The organism is Streptomyces sp. NPDC021093, assembly GCF_044333135.1.
GTDB lineage: Bacteria > Actinomycetota > Actinomycetes > Streptomycetales > Streptomycetaceae > Streptomyces.
This window is the reverse complement of record NZ_JBIRQJ010000001.1, coordinates 739,011-754,004: the sequence shown is the minus strand read 5'-3', so window position 1 is coordinate 754,004 and position 14,994 is coordinate 739,011. Positions and strand designations below refer to the sequence as shown.

Here is a 14,994-nt window from a genome sequence, read left to right as displayed (position 1 = left end):
CGGGGCGGCCCGCCGATCGTTGGCCGTCCGACGTGCACGTCATACCGGACGGCACGTCGTACCGGCCGAGGAGGCCCATGGACGTCCGCCGGGCCGAGCACTTCCTCGCCGTCGTGCGGCACGGAGGCATCACCCGTGCGGCATCGGCGCTCTATCTCTCCCAGCCGTCCCTGTCGTTGTCGATCCGTTCTCTTGAGAGGGATCTCGGGACGGCCCTCTTCGTGCGGGCGGGGCGGGGGCTGGTGCTCTCGGACGCCGGGCGGGATCTCGTCCCGGCGGCCGAGCGGCTCGTCGAGAGCGTCGCGGACGCGGGCCGGGTCATGGACGAAGTCCGGAGCCTGCGGACGGGGACCCTCTCGATCGCGGCGCCGGCCGACCTGGTGGACGACCCGCTGGCCGCCGTGGTCGGGCGGTTCCGGCAGGCGCATCCGGGAGTCGTCGTCGAGATCGTCGACTCCGCCGCCGCGGGCGCGCCGTTCCGCGGACTCCAGAGCGGACGCTGCGACGCCGAGCTGTCCACGGATCCGCCGGGAACCACGGACCTGGTGTGCCGTTCGCTCGGTACGCAGCGGCTGTTCCTGGTCGCCGCTCCGGGGATCCGCCTCCCTGGCTCCGACTCCGCCCCCGTCCCGCTCGGGGATCTCGCCTCGGTGCCGATGATCCTCACGCCGCCCGGGACCCCCGACCGGCTCCGGGTAGACGCGGCGTTCGCACGGTGCGGGTTCTGCCCGGTGGTGGTCTGCGAATGCGGGCCGCGGGAGATGATCTGGCCGCTGGTCATCGACGGTGTGGGAGCGGCGGTCCTGCCGCCGGGCATGGCGGCCGCGGCAGCTGAACAGGGCCTTGCGGTACGTGAGACGGTTCCGCCGATCGAACGGCGGCTGTTCCTCGTGCACCGCGCGGGTCCCGGCTCCCCCGCCCTGGAGGCCCTGCTCGCCGTCACCGCGGCGGGAGAGGCGCCACGGCGAGTTCGGTGGACCGGGCGAGCTCGGTGAACCGTTCGACGAGCGGCGATCGGCTGTCACGGCGGTGGACGATGCCGATCTGCCGGGCGAGCCGCAGGTCGAGCTCACGGATCACCGCCCCGCGTGCCCGGGCCAGCTCGGCGTAGCGCTCCGTCACCAGCGCGGCCCCCGCCCCGGCGAGCACCAGCGACACCTGCGCCTCGCGGTGCGCGGTCCGCACGCCCAGCTTGGGTTGGACCCCCGCGCCCGCGAGTTCCTGCCCGACGAACGAGATGGGTGTTCCGACGGTCGGGACGACGAGGTGGTGCTCGGCCACCGTGCTCCACGACACCGGGCCCGGATCGATCCGGGTGCCGGGCGGGAGGATGAGCCACTCCTTGAGGTGCCCGAGCGGTATCGCCGTGAGGTCGTGCAGCCAGAGCGAGGGCAGGAGGACCGTTCCGACGTCGCAGTGTCCCTCTCGTACCAGTCGGCACACCGATTCTTCGTCAGCGGCCTGCTCGATCCGGGTGCGCACCGTGGGAATCTCGCGGTGCAGGCGCCCGACGAGAGTCGCGGTCGGGTGGCTGGCGAGGGTGCTCCACGTCGCGATCTCCAACAGCCCGCCGTCCGGGGCCGTTTCGATGCGCGCGTCGCGGACGATCCGCCGCGCGGATCCGAGGAAGACGCGGCCCGCGGACGACAGGGCCAGGCCGTGACCGAGTCGTTCGAACAGCTTGAGGCCCAGTTCTCTCTCCAGTGCGGCGATGGAGCGCGACAGCGCCTGCTGCGTGAGGCCGAGGGCCGCGGCGGCGTTGCGGACGCTGCCGTGGTCCGCGGCGGCGACGAAGTGCTCGACCTGGTGAATCTGCATTCTGCCCACCCTGCCCGGCCGCCTGGCCTGCGGCCATAGGTCCTGGTTGTCGAGAGCTCCGATTTCTCTATTGGATCGCGGTGATCGGGGCTGCGTTGAATGGACGGCAGGACGGACCGCCCGCCCTGACGTCGACAGAAGGACTCCGATGGCGATTCTGGAAAACGGCGTTCCCGTGGCCGACGTGCTGGCGGAACTCGGCCGCCGGCACCGCACGGACGCACCGCACGCGGACCGCCCGGGAATGGTCAACACGTACGACACCGGGATGGCTACGGTCGAACGGCTCGCCACCGACGCGTTCGGCATGTACCTCCATGTCAACCCGCTCTACTCGACGGCCTTCCCCAGCGTCTACGCGATGGAGCGCGAGCTCGTGGGCGTCGCCACCGACCTGTTGCACGGTGGCCCCTGCGCCACCGGGAACTGGACGAGCGGCGGCAGCGAGAGCTGCCTCCTGGCGCTGAAGGCCGCCCGTGACGCGCGGCCCGACGTGGCCGAACCGCGCGTGGTCCTGCCGGTCTCGGCGCACGCGGCCTGGTGGAAGGCGGCGCACTACCTCGGGGTGAGCGCCGACGTCACACCGCTGGATCCGCGCTCGTTCCGTGCGGACGTGGACGCGATCCGCGCTGCCGTGGACGACTCCACCGTGCTCGTCGTCCTGTCGGCCCCGCAGTACGCCCACGGAGTCGTCGACCCGATCGTCGAGGTCGCCGGGATCTGCCGGGAACGGAGCGTGCGGCTGCACGTCGACGCGTGCATCGGCGGGTGGGTCCTGCCCTTCAAGGAGTTGCTCGGGCTGCCGGTGCCCCCGTGGGACTTCCGGGTCGACGGCGTCAGCTCGATCACCGTCGATCTGCAGAAGTACGGATACACCACGAAGGGGTGCTCGCTGGTCCTCTACCGCGACCGCGGTCTGCGACGCCCGCAGTACTTCGCGCACGCGGGCTGGACCGGCTACCCGATCGCCAACTCCACGGTCCAGAGCTCCAAGCCGGGCGGCCTCCTCGCCGCGGCGTGGGCGGTCGTGCGCCATCTCGGCGAGGACGGCTACCTGCGGCTCACGGAGGAGTCGCTCGGGCTCACCCGGGTCCTCGCGGACGAGGTCTCGCGGATCGACGGGCTGACCGTGCTCGGGGAACCCGAGTCGACGCTCCTCGCGGTGACGACGACCCGGGACGGTGAATTCTTCGCCTTCGTCGACGAGTTGGGCAGGCGGGGGTGGGAGATGCAGCCCCAGCTCTCCCAGCCGGGCGTGCCACCGAGCATCCACTTCACGATGACCGCCGGGCACGGCAAGTACCTGGACGACCTGCTCGCCGTGCTCCGTGCCGCGGCGGCCGCCGCGGCCTCGCGCGAGCCGTTGCTGCCGGCCGGGCGGATCGAGGAACTCCGTTCGCTGCCGTACGACATCGCACCGGAGCGCCTGCGCGCCGTCGTCGGGGCGAGTGTCGCGCCCGGCCGGGAGACCGCGTCGTTGCACCACATCGTCGACTGTCTGCCGCTGCCCCTGCGGGCCATGGCGATGCTCGACCATCACGAGGCACTGACGGCGCCGTGCTGACGGCTCCCCCGCGCTGATGCCACCACAGATTTCCGGAACGGAAGAAGAGGGACCCATGTCAGGAGAGGGACCCATGTCAGAAGAGGTAACCGTGCCGCAGTCCACCACGAAGGACGGGGAGTCTCATCCGCCGTACGGCACGGCGGCCGAGAGCGACGCGGTCTACGCACGCCACGTCAGCGCGTCCCATGTCGCGCTGCTGCCCCCGCAGATGAACATCCACCTCGGTGAGCGCGAGGGCGCACGGGTCCGGGACGCCTACAGCGGAGAGTGGTACTGGGACTGCTGGCGGCAGGGGTCGAAGTTCAACCTGGGGCATCGCCATCCGGCCGTGGTCGCGGCGTACCGCGACGCCATCGACCACGTCGACTCCGGCACCTGGGCCCTGGCCTCGGGGTACCGGGCGCGGTTGGCGGAGAAGCTGGCCGCAAGCACGCACCACGCGTTGCCCGGTGTGACGTTCGGCGTCGGCGGGGCCGACGCGATCGAGATCGCCGTGCACGCCGCCCGCGCCCACACCCGCCGTACCGGACTGGTCTCGATCGCGGAGAACTCCTACCACGGCGGCACCGACCTCTGCCTGAGCCTGAGCGGGATCAGCGCCCACCGTCGCGAGCGCTACCTCGTCGGCAGCACGCACGTGACGAGGGTGCCGTTCAACGACCTCGACGCGATGCGGCGGGCGGTGAGCCGCGAGACGGCCGCCGTGGTCATCGAGCCGACGCCGGCCCAGGCCGGCTACCCGGTGCCCCTGCCCGGCTATCTGGAGGGAGTCCGCCGGATCTGCGACGAGCAGGGCACGGTCATGATCGTCGACGAGACGCAGACAGGGCTCGGCTCGTGCGGCGGCGGGGTCGTCTGGCAGTACCAGCAGCACGACCTGGTGCCGGACGTGCTCACCACAGGGAAGGGGCTCGGCGGCGGGGTGTACCCGATATCGGCCGCGGTGATGGCCGAGCCGGTCTGGGACTCCTACACCCGGGACCAACTGGTTCCGCACGAATCGACGTACGCCGGAACGGACATCGGCTGCCTCGTCGCTTCCGCGGTCCTGGACCTGACCATGGACGCGGGTTTCCTCGACCGGGTGGACCGGCTCGCGCGCCGCTTCGCCGACGGCTTCGCCGGCGCACCCTTCGCCTTCTCACAGATCGGCACGAACATGGGGCTGCGCACGGAGACGCCCCTGGCCACCGCCGTGCAACTGCTCGAAGCCGGCGTGCTCGTCCTTCCTTCCGGCAGCGATCAGGTCGTGCCGTTCCGACCGGTCCTCACCCTCGGCGACGAGGAAGCCGACACCGTCATCGCGCTCGTCCGACAGGCCCTGGGATGACGGCGGCGCCGACACCTGCCACGCCCGCGGACCACCACCCACCGACGGAGACTCCCGGGACCGCACCCTGGACCGCACCCACCGCCGTGCCGCCCGTCATCACCCTGCCCCACGCCGAGTTGCTCACGGCGAGCGTCAACTTCACCGAGGAGGGCCGGTTCCACTCGGTGCTCGACGCGGTCACCCTGGTGGAGGTGACCAAGGCACTCGCCGAAGCACAGCAGTTGAGCGGGACGATCTGCCTCAGGGGCGGCAGCGCACGCCGTTCGGTCACCTAGGGGCGCGGGGGGGGCTCCGAGCCGGGGCCGCCCGCGCCGGTGACACCGACCGGAGCGATCCCCCCTTCGCCGGGCCGCCCGCGCCCCGCAGCATTCATCCGAGGATGCATCGGCCCAAGGAGCCGCCACCGTGGACACGTCCAACGGCACCCCTCCCGAATCCGAACTCCCCGCGTCCGCTCGCGCCACATCCGTTCCCCCGGCCAACGTCCCGGCGCCTGCGCCCCGCACCCGGGCTCCCCCGTACCGTCGCCGCAACAGGACACTCCTGGCTGCCGCCTCCGCGACGGACAACACCGAGGCGAGCGTGGTCTCGGCACTCCTCCCCCTGATCCTGCTCCAACGGCCGCTCTCCACCGAGCTGTTGTTCGTCGCGTTCGTCACGACTCGGTTCCAGTGGCGCGAACTGGCGCTGGTGGCCGCGTCGTTCGCGGTGCCCGGCGGCCTGCGCGCATACCGCGACCCACCGGCCTCCGGCACCGGCTCGGCGCCTCGATCCCAGAAATGACACGGCAAAGGAAGGCACCACGGTGACCACGAACGACCCGGCCCGTCGGCCGAACGACATCGTCCTGCTCCAAGCGTCCGAACTGTCGGAGGCCATTCACGAGAAGCGGGTGTCGTGCGAGGAGGTGATGAACGCCTACCTCGATCACATCGAGGCGCTGAACCCCACGGTCAACGCCATCGTCACGATGCGCCCACGGGAGGAACTCCTCAGGGAGGCCGCGGAGAAGGACCGGCTGCTGGCGGAAGGACGCGACCTGGGGTGGATGCACGGCTTTCCGCATGCCGTCAAGGACACCACCGACGCAGCCGGGTTCAGGACGACCCTGGGCTTCTTCCGCGACGAGTTCGAACTGCCCCCGGCACAGAGCGACTCGCTGCACGTCGCCCGCATCCGGGCCGCGGGAGCGATCTTCATCGGCAAGACCAACGTGCCCGAGTTCGGGCTCGGTTCGCACACGTACAACAACGTGTTCGGCGCGACCCGCAACGCCTACCACCAGGGCAGGTCGGCGGGCGGGAGCAGCGGGGGCGCTGCCGTGTCGGTGGCGCTGCGCATGCTGCCGGTCGCCGACGGCAGCGACTTCATGGGGTCGCTGAGGAACCCGACGGCCTGGAACAACGTCCTCGGCCTGCGGCCGTCCTTCGGCAGGGTGCCCACGGCCGGTTCGGACGTCTTCGTCCAGCAGGGCGCGGTCTCGGGGCCCATCGCCAGGACCGCCACCGATCTCGGCCTGCTCCTGGGGACCATGTCCGGTTACGACCCGCGCGCCCCGCTCTCCCTGGAGCCGGGCGACGCGCTGTCGTCCGGTCCTGACCGTGACTTCACCGGCGTACGCGTGGCCTGGCTGGGCGACCTCGGGGGCTACCTCCCCATGGAACCGGGGGTCCTCGGGCTCTGCACCTCGGCGCTCGACGTGTTCGAGCGGATCGGCATGACGGTGGAGTCACGTCCCGGGCTTCCGACAGCTCCCGGGTTCGACGGCAACCGCGACCTGTGGCCGCTGTGGCTGACCTTCCGGCACTGGCTGGCCGGCTCGCAGCTCCATCCCCTCTACCGCAATCCGGTGACCCGGGCGGCGCTCAAGCCCGAGGCCGTCTACGAGGTCGAGGGGCTGATCAAGGGCGTCGACGGCCGGCCGCCCATCGGCGCACTGGACGTGTTCGACGCATCGGTCAAACGGACCGCGATGTACCACGCGTTCCTGACTCTCTTCGACACCTACGACTTCCTCGTGCTGCCGTCCGCCCAGGTGTTCCCGTTCGAGGTCGAGGCCGACTGGCCGAAGGCGGTGAACGGAACCCCCATGTCGTCGTACCACCGGTGGATGGAGGTCACCACCCTCGCGACCCTGCTCGGCGTCCCCGCGGTGAGCCTGCCGGCGGGTTTCAGCGAGGACGGGCTTCCCATGGGTGTGCAGGTGCTCGCACGGAGCCGCGCCGACCTCGACCTGCTGCAGATCGCACACCAGTGGGACCTCGCCGTGCCCTGGGGCTCCCACGTGCTGCCGCCGCCGGTGAAGCAGCGGTCGGGCCCCGGCGATCGGCCCACCGGGGAGATCTGACACGACGCACCCCGCCGCCGGCGGCCTCAAGTACAGCCGCTTCCACACCGCCTTACGTCCCATGCGATCCGGGCGTCGATCGTCGTCCCGGAGAGCGGTGCGGACGGCGTCGTGCTCTCCCGGGGCGGGCGCTTCGGCGGCTGGTCCCTGTTCCTGTCGGCCGGGGCGGAACCGGCACGTTGGCCGTGGACGGCGGGCCGGTGGCCCGGCCGTTCCTCCAGGTGTGGCAGAGCGCATCGAAGTGGCGACCCAGTGAGGTGCACCCGCGGTCGACGCGTGGGCAGGTCCGCCTGGACGGCGGTGAGTTCGCGACGGGCGAGGGCGGTCTCCACCAGCGGTCCGTAGTCGGGGGATCTCATCGTCTCAGCTCTCTTTCGGTACGGGGGGCCGGCCGTTCAGCCCGGCATGCAGGGCCGCGGTGTCCCGGGGGAAGGTGCGGTAGAGCGGGGTGACGAGGATTCCGTTGGCAAGGACCAGGACGACGGACAGCCACAGGAACGCGGCCTCAAGACCCAGGGAGTCGCCGAGGAAGCCGAACAGCAGCGTCGTGAGGGCCCAGCCGACCGCTTCCGCCGCGGTCATCAGGGCGAAGGCGGCGCTGCGCAGTTCGGGCTGGACCACCGCCATGACGGTGGGCCGGGTGACGCCGGGGCTGCATCCCTGGATGGCGGCGAGGAGCGTGAACAGCGCGATGTACATCGCCAGGGAGGACCACACGAACTGGGTGCAGACGTAGGCGAACACCGCGTAGACGAAGGTCACGGTCTGCATCATCATGATGCGGCCCGCTCGTGGGCTCGCGCGGTGCACGGCGTCGGCGGCCAAGCCGCCGAGGAGGGTGCCGAGGAGATAGCCGGCCGCGAAGGGCAGGGTGACGACGGAGGCCTCGGCGTTGCTGAAGCCGCGCGCGTCGACGAGGAACGTCACGCCGAAACCGAGCAGGACGAGCTGGCCCGTGGTGGCGCGTTGCAGACAGACCAGCATCAGGGTGCGGTTGCGCATCAGCTCGCGGGCGCGGGCCCGGTTCAACGGCCGGACGTCGGCCCTGCGGGGCTTCTCCGCACCTTCCCGGGAGGCCGGTTGGGGCTCGGACGCACCGATGCCGGGATCTCGCAGGAACACCAGGACGAGGACGCCGAAGACCATCTGGACGGAGCCGAGGAGGAAGAAGCCGTAGCGCCAGCCGTCCTCCAGCGACGCCAGTCGGCCCAGGAGCGGCCCGGTCAGTCCCGTGCCCAGGGCGGCCAGGCCGTACAGCAGACCGACCGCCCTGCCACGCGTCCTGTCGTCGAACAGGTCGGCGAGGATGCCGTTCACCAACGGCACGCCGCCGGCGACCCCGACGGCGGCGACGGTGAACAGCACCAGGAGCTGCCCGAAGGACTGGGCGAAACCGGTCCCGACCGTCCAGACCCCCCAGAAACCGCAGCTGACGGCCAGGACCACCTTGCGCGGGAAGCGATGTGCCGCCAGCACCCACAACGGTGCCAGGGCCGCGCCCACGAGCTTGGACACCGCGATGAGCACGCCCAGCGCGCCCAGCGGCAGGCCCAGCGCGGTCCGCAGCGCGGGGAACATCACGGACGCCGCGTTCGACTCGCTGCCGTCCACGCTCATCAGGCCGCTCAGCAGGGCCAGTTGACGCCACCGCCGCGGCGTCCCGGGCGTCCGGCCCGGAACGGCCGTCGGGGGTGACGGCGGTTGCGCTTCGGTCGGCGTCACAGCGGGCGCACCGTCGCGTCCGGGACGTCGGCCGTGTCCTGGGCGTCAGCCGTGTCCGGGACGTCGGCCGTGTCCTGGACGGATTCCTGGTCACGGGTCTGCAGGAGCTGGGCCCACCGCTGCAGCAGCTCGGTGGTGCGCGGGCGGTCGGGGGCGTGCCAGGACACCGGTACGTTCAGGACCGCGAGGCGTTCTTCGAGGTCCGCGGCCAGATGGGCACGCCCGGTGTCGCGCAGATGCTGGGCGTAGCGGCCGGGGTCGTTGTAGTAGGTGGGCCCGGTCTGCAGGGTGTTCTGCATCGGGTCGGGCAGCGCGCCGGGGCGCCCGGCGTACTCGTGCCACCACTCGGCCAGGTGGGAGCGCATCCGCGCGGTCAGCTCCGGGTCGGCGTCCAGGAGGTCCCGGGTGAGGTGGGGGTCGTCGGTGACGTGGAAGAGCTGCTCCCACTCGGCGCGGAAGCAACCGGGGTGATACGTGCGGATGTAGAGGTGGTCGCGCGTGCGCACGGCCCGTTGGTAGGTGTGGGCGCCGTGCCCCAGGACCAGGTACTCCCGCGAGCCGGTCGGTTCGCCGCGCAGGGCCGCCGCGAAGGACTCGCCCTGCCAGCCACGCGGCACGTCCATGCCGAGCAGGTCGCACAGCGTCGGCGCGAGGTCGATGTGGTAGAGCAGAGAGTCGTTGCGGCGGGCCGCGGCGGGCAGGTCGTCGGTCAGGCCCGGCCAGTGCACGACCAGGGGCAGGCGGTGCGTCGGCTCGTTGGCCAGTCCGTGCTCGGCGTAGGAACCCTGCTCGCCGAAGGACTCTCCGTGGTCGGCGCTGACGATCACCGCGGTGTCCTCGGCAATGCCCAACTCCTCTAGCGTGGCCATGAGTTGGCCGAAGTGGTGGTCCCAGTAGGAGACGGCTCCGTCGTAGCCGTTGATCAGGTGCTCGAAGTCCGCGCGCGAGCGGATCGCGTCGGGCATGTGGTGCGGGACGGGTGACCCGGCCGGGCCGCGCAGCGAGTAGTGCAGGTCCAGGGCGCTGCGCGGGCCGTAGATCTCGGCGTGCGAGGCGATGGTCTCCTCGTCGGGCCACTCCTGTACGGGGCCGGAGGCGGCCATCCGCTCGGTCCATTCGGCGGGATGCGTGTAGTTGGTGTGCGGGTCCCAATAGGTGAGGTGCAGATACCAGTTGTCGTCGGCGGCGTGGCGGCGCAGCCAGTCGGTGGCCGCCCGGTTGACGTCGGGAGCGGGCTCGTCGCCGAGCCGGCTCGTGGCCCGGACCGACTCGCGGAAGTTGCCGTGGAAGAAGTACGCGCGGTGGCGCTCGGCGAACACGGAGACGGCGGCCGTGTAGTAGCCGCCCAGGCCGAGTCGCTGGCCGAGCAGCGGGCGGTCGGGTTCGGGCCCGTGGCCCGCGTCGAGCCGGAACTGCGCGGCCGGGCCGAAGTGCCCGATGACGCCGTTGGTGATGCCGAACTGCCCACTGGTCAGAGCCGTGCGCGAGGGCAGGCAGGGCGAGTCGGAGCAGTAGTAGCGGTCGAAGGTGACCGACTTCTCGGCCAGCTTCTGCAAGTGGGGAGTCGTGGGGCGGTGGTAGCCGTACGGGGTGGTGTGGTCGGCGCGGAGGGTGTCCACGTCGACGTAGATGATGCGCATGGGGAGCTCCAGGGGCGGATGGCCGAGGGTCACCGGGGCATGCGCGGGCGTCGTCGTACCACTGCGGGCAGCACGGCGCCCGGCCGGGCGGCAGGGCATGCCGAGGCGCGCGAAGGACGCACGACGGGCGCGCGACGGGTGGGGCGAACGGGTGGGGCGAACGGAGAGAGGCTGGGGTGCGCGGGCTCTTGCCCCCGCACGGCGGGCTTTTGGCTCCGCACGGCGGGCTTTTGGCCCCGTACGGCGAGTCTTGGGCTCCGCACGGCGGGCTTTACCTCCGCACTGCGGGCTCTTGTCCGCGCACGGCGGGCTCTTGCCCCCGCACCGCGGGTTCTTGTCCGCGCACGGCGGGCTCTTGCCCGCAGCGCATAGCTCAGCGGTTACATCGCGCCTGAAGGCGCGCCTGCGTCAGCTGGAGCCAGGCGATGTACGCGGCGGTGGACGCGTAACCCTGCTCGTGGGCCATGGTGTGGACCTCACGGGCCCATTCCGGGTCCAGTTCGGGGATCTGCGGTTCGTAGGTGTCGGGCAGTGAGAACTCGGACGGGGCGGTGGCGTCGTGCTTGAGCCGGTACGCCAGCTCGGTGCGCACCAGGTCGAGCGCGATCTCGGGGTCGAGCTGTCCGGCGAAGAGGAGACGGACCTTGAAGTCGGGGTCCATCGGGCGCGGGGCCGGTTCGAAAGGGCTGCGGGCCCATTCGAGAAGAGCCGCACGGCCCTGCTCGGTCAGGGAGTAGACCTTGGCATCGGGCCGTCCCTCACGCGGGTCGACCTCGAACTCGATCCAGCCGCGTTCCACCAGTCTGCCGAGCCGCCGGTAGATCTGCGGCAGTTGCACGCCGTAGCCGAGGTAGCGGCCGGGACCTTCCATCCAGCGGCGCAGGTCGTAGCCGGAGAAGCGTCGCAGGGCCAGTGCCCCGAGGATCACGAAGTCCAGCTGCATCGAGGCCACCTATGTTCCTGAGTAGGTATGGAGCAGGTTTCCCTGACGAGCCGGGCGGTGTCAAGACCCCGACACGGAAGCAGCGCAGCGAAATCCCGCGTGGCCGCTGGAACTGTCGACGCCGTTGGCGGTGCGGGCCGCCACGCGGTAGCGGTTGCAGTAGGACCTGTGGCACAGGTGGGACCCGCCGCGCATGACCTTCTCCGTACCGGCTGCCGGGCCCTTGGGGTTGCTCAGCGGACCGCTGCCGTGCCGGGTGGTCCACCAGTCGGCGCACCACTCCCAGACGTTGCCTGACATGTTGAAGAGGCCGTGGCCGTTGGGCGGGAAGGCGTCGACCGGGGCGGTGGCGCGGTGGCCGTCGGCTGCGGTGTTCTTCGTGGGGAACGTGCCGCGCCAGATGTTGCACCGGTACTCGCCCCCGGGGTCCAGCTCATCGCCCCAGGGGTAGCGCTGCCGCGCCGACCCGCCGCGTGCGGCGTACTCCCACTCCGCCTCGCTGGGCAGCCGCTTGCCCGCCCAGTGCGCGTACGCCCGGGCATCGCGCCAGGACACGTGCACCACCGGGTGGTTGCCGCGCCCGTCGACCGTACTGCCGGGCCCTTCGGGCCTGTCCCACCTGGCGCCACTCACTCCGCACCACCACGGCGTGCGTTCGGGGCGGGGCGCACCGCGTCGGAGAGCGGCCGGCAGGAAGCCGGCGAACACATAGGACCAGCTGTGGCTTTCGGCATCCGTGCGGTGGCCGGTTTCGGCGACGAACGCCGCGAACTGGTCGTTGGTCACCGCGCGGGCGTCGATGTGGAAGGGGTCCAGCCGCACGGCTCGCACCGGCCCTTCACCGTCGTGCGGGAACCCCTCGGCGTCGTCGGAGCCCATCAGGAACTCGCCGCCTGGCAGCAGCACCATGCCCTCCGGGGAACCGGCGTACGGCACCGGCGCGGGCGTCGCCGGCAGGGGCCGTACGGCGGCGGGAGTGCCGCCCCCGGCGGGCATGCAGCAGCGGGAAGGTGCCTCGGGGTCGCTCATGACGATCGTCCTCCTCGGGTGGACGGTGACCGGCTCGCTCCACGTTCTGCACCGGCTGCCTATATTCCACCGTACATAGCTGAGGAGGCGGGGACCCGGGTCAGCCGTTGGGGTAGGCCTCAGCGATCATCTTGGCGCGCAGGAACTGCCATTGGGCCGCCATGTCGTGCACGAGGTAGAGCTCGCGGTTGCGGGTCCAGGGCTGCCCCGAGTCGCGGTCATAGGTGTGCGGCATGGCAAAGCCGCGCGGGGCGAAGGCGGCCATGCCGAGGGCGCGAGTGGTCTGGACGCAGCGCTTGTGGTGGTCGCGGAAACCGACGACACAGGCGGTGCCGACGCCGCCGGGCAAGTCCTTGCGGGCGTCGGCGACCTGGGCGGCGACTCCGTCGGTGCTGAGATAGGTGATCGTGCCGTCCTCCGCGATCACCGGCTCGATGGAGGTGACGCCGTCCATGTGGTGCTTGCTGTCGAGGAAGCGGGCGATCTCCCACTGGGCGTAGACGGGAATGTCGCGGTCGGCGCGGATCCTGGCGACGGTGTCGGCGAGCGCCTCGTTGACCGGGCCGGGTTCGGGCAGGGTCTTGGCGGGGTCGCCGCCGCCGACAGCCGGGCGGTTGCCGAATCCGTAGGCGATGACGAAGTCCACGCGGTGCAGCGGCGCGGTCTCCGGGTGCCAGTCGAAACCGACGTCCATCAGGTCCGGGGTGAGGGCCCGGGCGGTGGTCCGGTCATCGAGCTCGCGGGTCAGGGCGGTACGCATGTGGGCTGCGAGGCCCGGCGCCGTGCGGCCGGACTTCTCGTCGGCCGCCGCGGGCGCGGCGGCGGCCAGTGCGGGAACGGCGAGGGAGGCGGTCAGAGCTGCGGTGAAACTGCGACGGTGCACGAGTGTCCCCTGATGGATGGGTGGATGGGTGATCTGTGAATGAGGCCCCCACGGTGCGCGAGGCGCACAGCGTGGAGGGGAACTCCTGGTGAACTCGGACAGCACGGAAAGGCGGTGCGGCGGTGATCACCGGGAGCGCGTCGGTCAGGACTCCGGTCCCGTACGCCACCGGGGTGGTCAGGTCTCGGTGCGCGGCAGGGGCAGCAGGACTCTGAAGAGGCACCCTTCACCCGGTACCGAGCGCAGCTCGATCCGGCCGCCGTGGGCGGTGACCAGTGCGTGGACGATGGCGAGTCCGAGGCCTGAGCCGCCGCCCGTGTCTCTGCTGCGTGAGGTGTCGGCCCGGTAGAAGCGTTCGAACACCCGCTCCTGTTCCTCCGCCGTCAGGCCCGGCCCGGTGTCCTCGATCTCCAGTACGGCGTGATCGTCGAGGGAGCCGACACCGACGCGGATGCCGGTGTCGGGCGGTGTGTGGTCCAGCGCGTTGCCGACCAGGTTGCTGACCACTTGACGCAGCCGTGCCTCGTCCGCGAGGGCCGGAGCCGAGGTGAGCTGTCCCCCGTCGGGGCCGGTCAGGCTCACGGACCGGTCCGGGGCCATGGCCCGGATGTCGTGCAGGGCGTCGACGGCGAGGGTGCGCAGGTCCATGGGCGCGAGGTCCAGCGGGTACGGCGTCGCGGTCGCCGGTGCGGGCCGTGCGAGGCCGTTGCCCTCGTCGAGCTTCGCGAGCAGCAGCATGTCCTGGACGAGCCGGCCCAGGCGTTCGGACTCCCGGGCGATGCGTTCCATGGTCTCGTCGACGCTCTGCCGGGTCGGCAGCGCGCCCATGCGGTAGAGGTCCGTGTAGCCCTTGATTCCCACCAAGGGGGTGCGCATTTCGTGGCCGGCGTCGGCCACGAAGCGGCGCATGCGCGCCTCGGCCTCCTCCCTGGCCTGGAAGGCGGTCTCGATCTGGACGAGCATCCCGTTGAGCGAGGCCGTGAGCCGTCCCGTCTCTGTGCGCGGCCCGGCCAGCGCGGGCACACGACGGGACAGGTCGCCGTGGGCGATGGTCGCCGCGGTCTCCTCGATACGGGTCAGGGGGCGAAGGCCGGAGCGGACGGCGAGCCAACCGGCCGACGTGAGGAGGCAGAGCAGGACGCTGCCGACCACGGCGGAGCCGGTCCGGATCTCGGTCACTGTGTCGTCCACCTGGCTGAGGGAGGCCGCCACGACCACGTTGCCGGGCGTGCCCGTGGCGGCACCCGAGGGACCGCCGGGCGGCTGCTGAGGCACCGCCATGACTCGCCAATGCCCCGGACCTTCCCGGGAGTCGACGGTGAAGGGTTCGCCCTGCCTCGCCGTGACGGCGTCGGCGTCGAGGAGGGGCAGGTCGGGACCGCCGCCGGGCGGTGACTGCCCTGGGGACAGCCGCTTCAGGAGTGCTCCGTGGTCGTTCACGTACAGGACCACAGGGTTGCTGAACCGGCTCCACTGTGCGGGAATCTGCTGTCCCAGTCCGGATTCCAGGGTGGTGGCGGACAGCCGGGCGCAGATCTGCGTAGTGACCTTGAGCCGGGAATCGGCCTGCTTCATCAGGTGCCCGTCCAACGCGTTGATCAAGAAGAACCCGTTGGTCAGCAGGCCGACGGCCAGCAGCGTCGCCGCGAGGAACAGCAGTCGGGCACGCAGGGAACACCGGCTCACGGCCCGCCGGATCCGGGAAGCCGCCG

Annotated in this window: 13 protein-coding genes; 6 read left to right on the top strand and 7 right to left on the bottom strand. The window is 71.4% G+C overall.

The window, feature by feature from the left end:
• The first annotated feature begins 77 nt into the window (after window positions 1-77).
• The gene (locus ACH4SP_RS03515; protein ID WP_398408749.1) at window positions 78-995 is read left to right on the top strand and encodes a LysR family transcriptional regulator; all 918 of its coding nucleotides are present in this window, start codon (window positions 78-80) and stop codon (window positions 993-995) included.
• Here the strand turns inward: ACH4SP_RS03515 and ACH4SP_RS03510 are convergent.
• Window positions 940-1,818, bottom strand: coding sequence for a LysR family transcriptional regulator (locus tag ACH4SP_RS03510; protein ID WP_398408747.1), 879 nt, complete (start codon window positions 1,816-1,818; stop codon window positions 940-942). The two genes, ACH4SP_RS03515 and ACH4SP_RS03510, sit on opposite strands and share 56 nt — an antisense overlap.
• A gap of 148 nt (window positions 1,819-1,966) precedes the next feature.
• On the opposite strand from ACH4SP_RS03510, the gene ACH4SP_RS03505 reads away from it, so the two are divergent.
• The 5 genes from ACH4SP_RS03505 (at window position 1,967) to ACH4SP_RS03485 (ending at window position 7,065) form a co-directional block, all read left to right on the top strand.
• Window positions 1,967-3,382, top strand: a complete 1,416-nt coding sequence (locus ACH4SP_RS03505; protein WP_398408745.1) for a pyridoxal phosphate-dependent decarboxylase family protein — start codon at window positions 1,967-1,969, stop codon at window positions 3,380-3,382.
• A gap of 73 nt (window positions 3,383-3,455) precedes the next feature.
• Window positions 3,456-4,715: an aminotransferase class III-fold pyridoxal phosphate-dependent enzyme gene (locus tag ACH4SP_RS03500; protein ID WP_398408744.1), complete on the top strand. Its 1,260-nt coding sequence runs from the start codon at window positions 3,456-3,458 to the stop codon at window positions 4,713-4,715.
• Window positions 4,712-4,993 carry a hypothetical protein gene (locus ACH4SP_RS03495; RefSeq protein ID WP_398408742.1) on the top strand — a complete coding sequence of 94 codons (282 nt, stop codon included), beginning with the start codon at window positions 4,712-4,714 and terminating at the stop codon, window positions 4,991-4,993. The genes ACH4SP_RS03500 and ACH4SP_RS03495 overlap by 4 nt, the downstream gene beginning before the upstream one ends.
• Before the next feature lie 130 nt (window positions 4,994-5,123).
• Window positions 5,124-5,501, top strand: a complete 378-nt coding sequence (locus ACH4SP_RS03490) for a hypothetical protein (protein WP_398408740.1) — start codon at window positions 5,124-5,126, stop codon at window positions 5,499-5,501.
• A 22-nt stretch (window positions 5,502-5,523) separates the two neighbouring features.
• Window positions 5,524-7,065: an amidase gene (locus ACH4SP_RS03485; protein WP_398408738.1), complete on the top strand. Its 1,542-nt coding sequence runs from the start codon at window positions 5,524-5,526 to the stop codon at window positions 7,063-7,065.
• A 363-nt stretch (window positions 7,066-7,428) separates the two neighbouring features.
• On the opposite strand, the gene ACH4SP_RS03480 is transcribed toward ACH4SP_RS03485, so the two are convergent.
• From ACH4SP_RS03480 to ACH4SP_RS03455, 6 genes are all read right to left on the bottom strand, one after another.
• Complete coding sequence (locus tag ACH4SP_RS03480) at window positions 7,429-8,787, bottom strand: MFS transporter (protein WP_398408736.1); 1,359 nt, start codon at window positions 8,785-8,787, stop codon at window positions 7,429-7,431.
• Window positions 8,784-10,427 carry a sulfatase gene (locus ACH4SP_RS03475; RefSeq protein ID WP_398408734.1) on the bottom strand — a complete coding sequence of 548 codons (1,644 nt, stop codon included), beginning with the start codon at window positions 10,425-10,427 and terminating at the stop codon, window positions 8,784-8,786. The genes ACH4SP_RS03480 and ACH4SP_RS03475 overlap by 4 nt, the downstream gene beginning before the upstream one ends.
• Window positions 10,428-10,800: 373 nt before the next feature.
• Window positions 10,801-11,370, bottom strand: a complete 570-nt coding sequence (locus tag ACH4SP_RS03470; RefSeq protein WP_398409519.1) for a PadR family transcriptional regulator — start codon at window positions 11,368-11,370, stop codon at window positions 10,801-10,803.
• Between the two features lie 60 nt (window positions 11,371-11,430).
• Window positions 11,431-12,399 carry a formylglycine-generating enzyme family protein gene (locus tag ACH4SP_RS03465; RefSeq protein WP_398408732.1) on the bottom strand — a complete coding sequence of 323 codons (969 nt, stop codon included), beginning with the start codon at window positions 12,397-12,399 and terminating at the stop codon, window positions 11,431-11,433.
• Between the two features lie 100 nt (window positions 12,400-12,499).
• On the bottom strand, window positions 12,500-13,282 hold the full coding sequence (locus tag ACH4SP_RS03460) for a hypothetical protein (protein ID WP_398408730.1): 783 nt from the start codon (window positions 13,280-13,282) through the stop codon (window positions 12,500-12,502).
• Window positions 13,283-13,459: 177 nt separating this feature from the next.
• Window positions 13,460-14,968: a sensor histidine kinase gene (locus ACH4SP_RS03455; protein ID WP_398408728.1), complete on the bottom strand. Its 1,509-nt coding sequence runs from the start codon at window positions 14,966-14,968 to the stop codon at window positions 13,460-13,462.
• Between the last annotated feature and the right edge of the window lie 26 nt (window positions 14,969-14,994).

Coding starts and splice junctions, on each gene's coding strand:
- ACH4SP_RS03465 (WP_398408732.1), bottom strand. CDS start 12,399: ATGAGCGACCCCGAGGCACCTTCCCGCTGCTGCATGCCCGCCGGGGGC.
- ACH4SP_RS03505 (WP_398408745.1), top strand. CDS start 1,967: ATGGCGATTCTGGAAAACGGCGTTCCCGTGGCCGACGTGCTGGCGGAA.
- ACH4SP_RS03510 (WP_398408747.1), bottom strand. CDS start 1,818: ATGCAGATTCACCAGGTCGAGCACTTCGTCGCCGCCGCGGACCACGGC.
- ACH4SP_RS03500 (WP_398408744.1), top strand. CDS start 3,456: ATGTCAGAAGAGGTAACCGTGCCGCAGTCCACCACGAAGGACGGGGAG.
- ACH4SP_RS03495 (WP_398408742.1), top strand. CDS start 4,712: ATGACGGCGGCGCCGACACCTGCCACGCCCGCGGACCACCACCCACCG.
- ACH4SP_RS03470 (WP_398409519.1), bottom strand. CDS start 11,370: ATGCAGCTGGACTTCGTGATCCTCGGGGCACTGGCCCTGCGACGCTTC.
- ACH4SP_RS03475 (WP_398408734.1), bottom strand. CDS start 10,427: ATGCGCATCATCTACGTCGACGTGGACACCCTCCGCGCCGACCACACC.
- ACH4SP_RS03515 (WP_398408749.1), top strand. CDS start 78: ATGGACGTCCGCCGGGCCGAGCACTTCCTCGCCGTCGTGCGGCACGGA.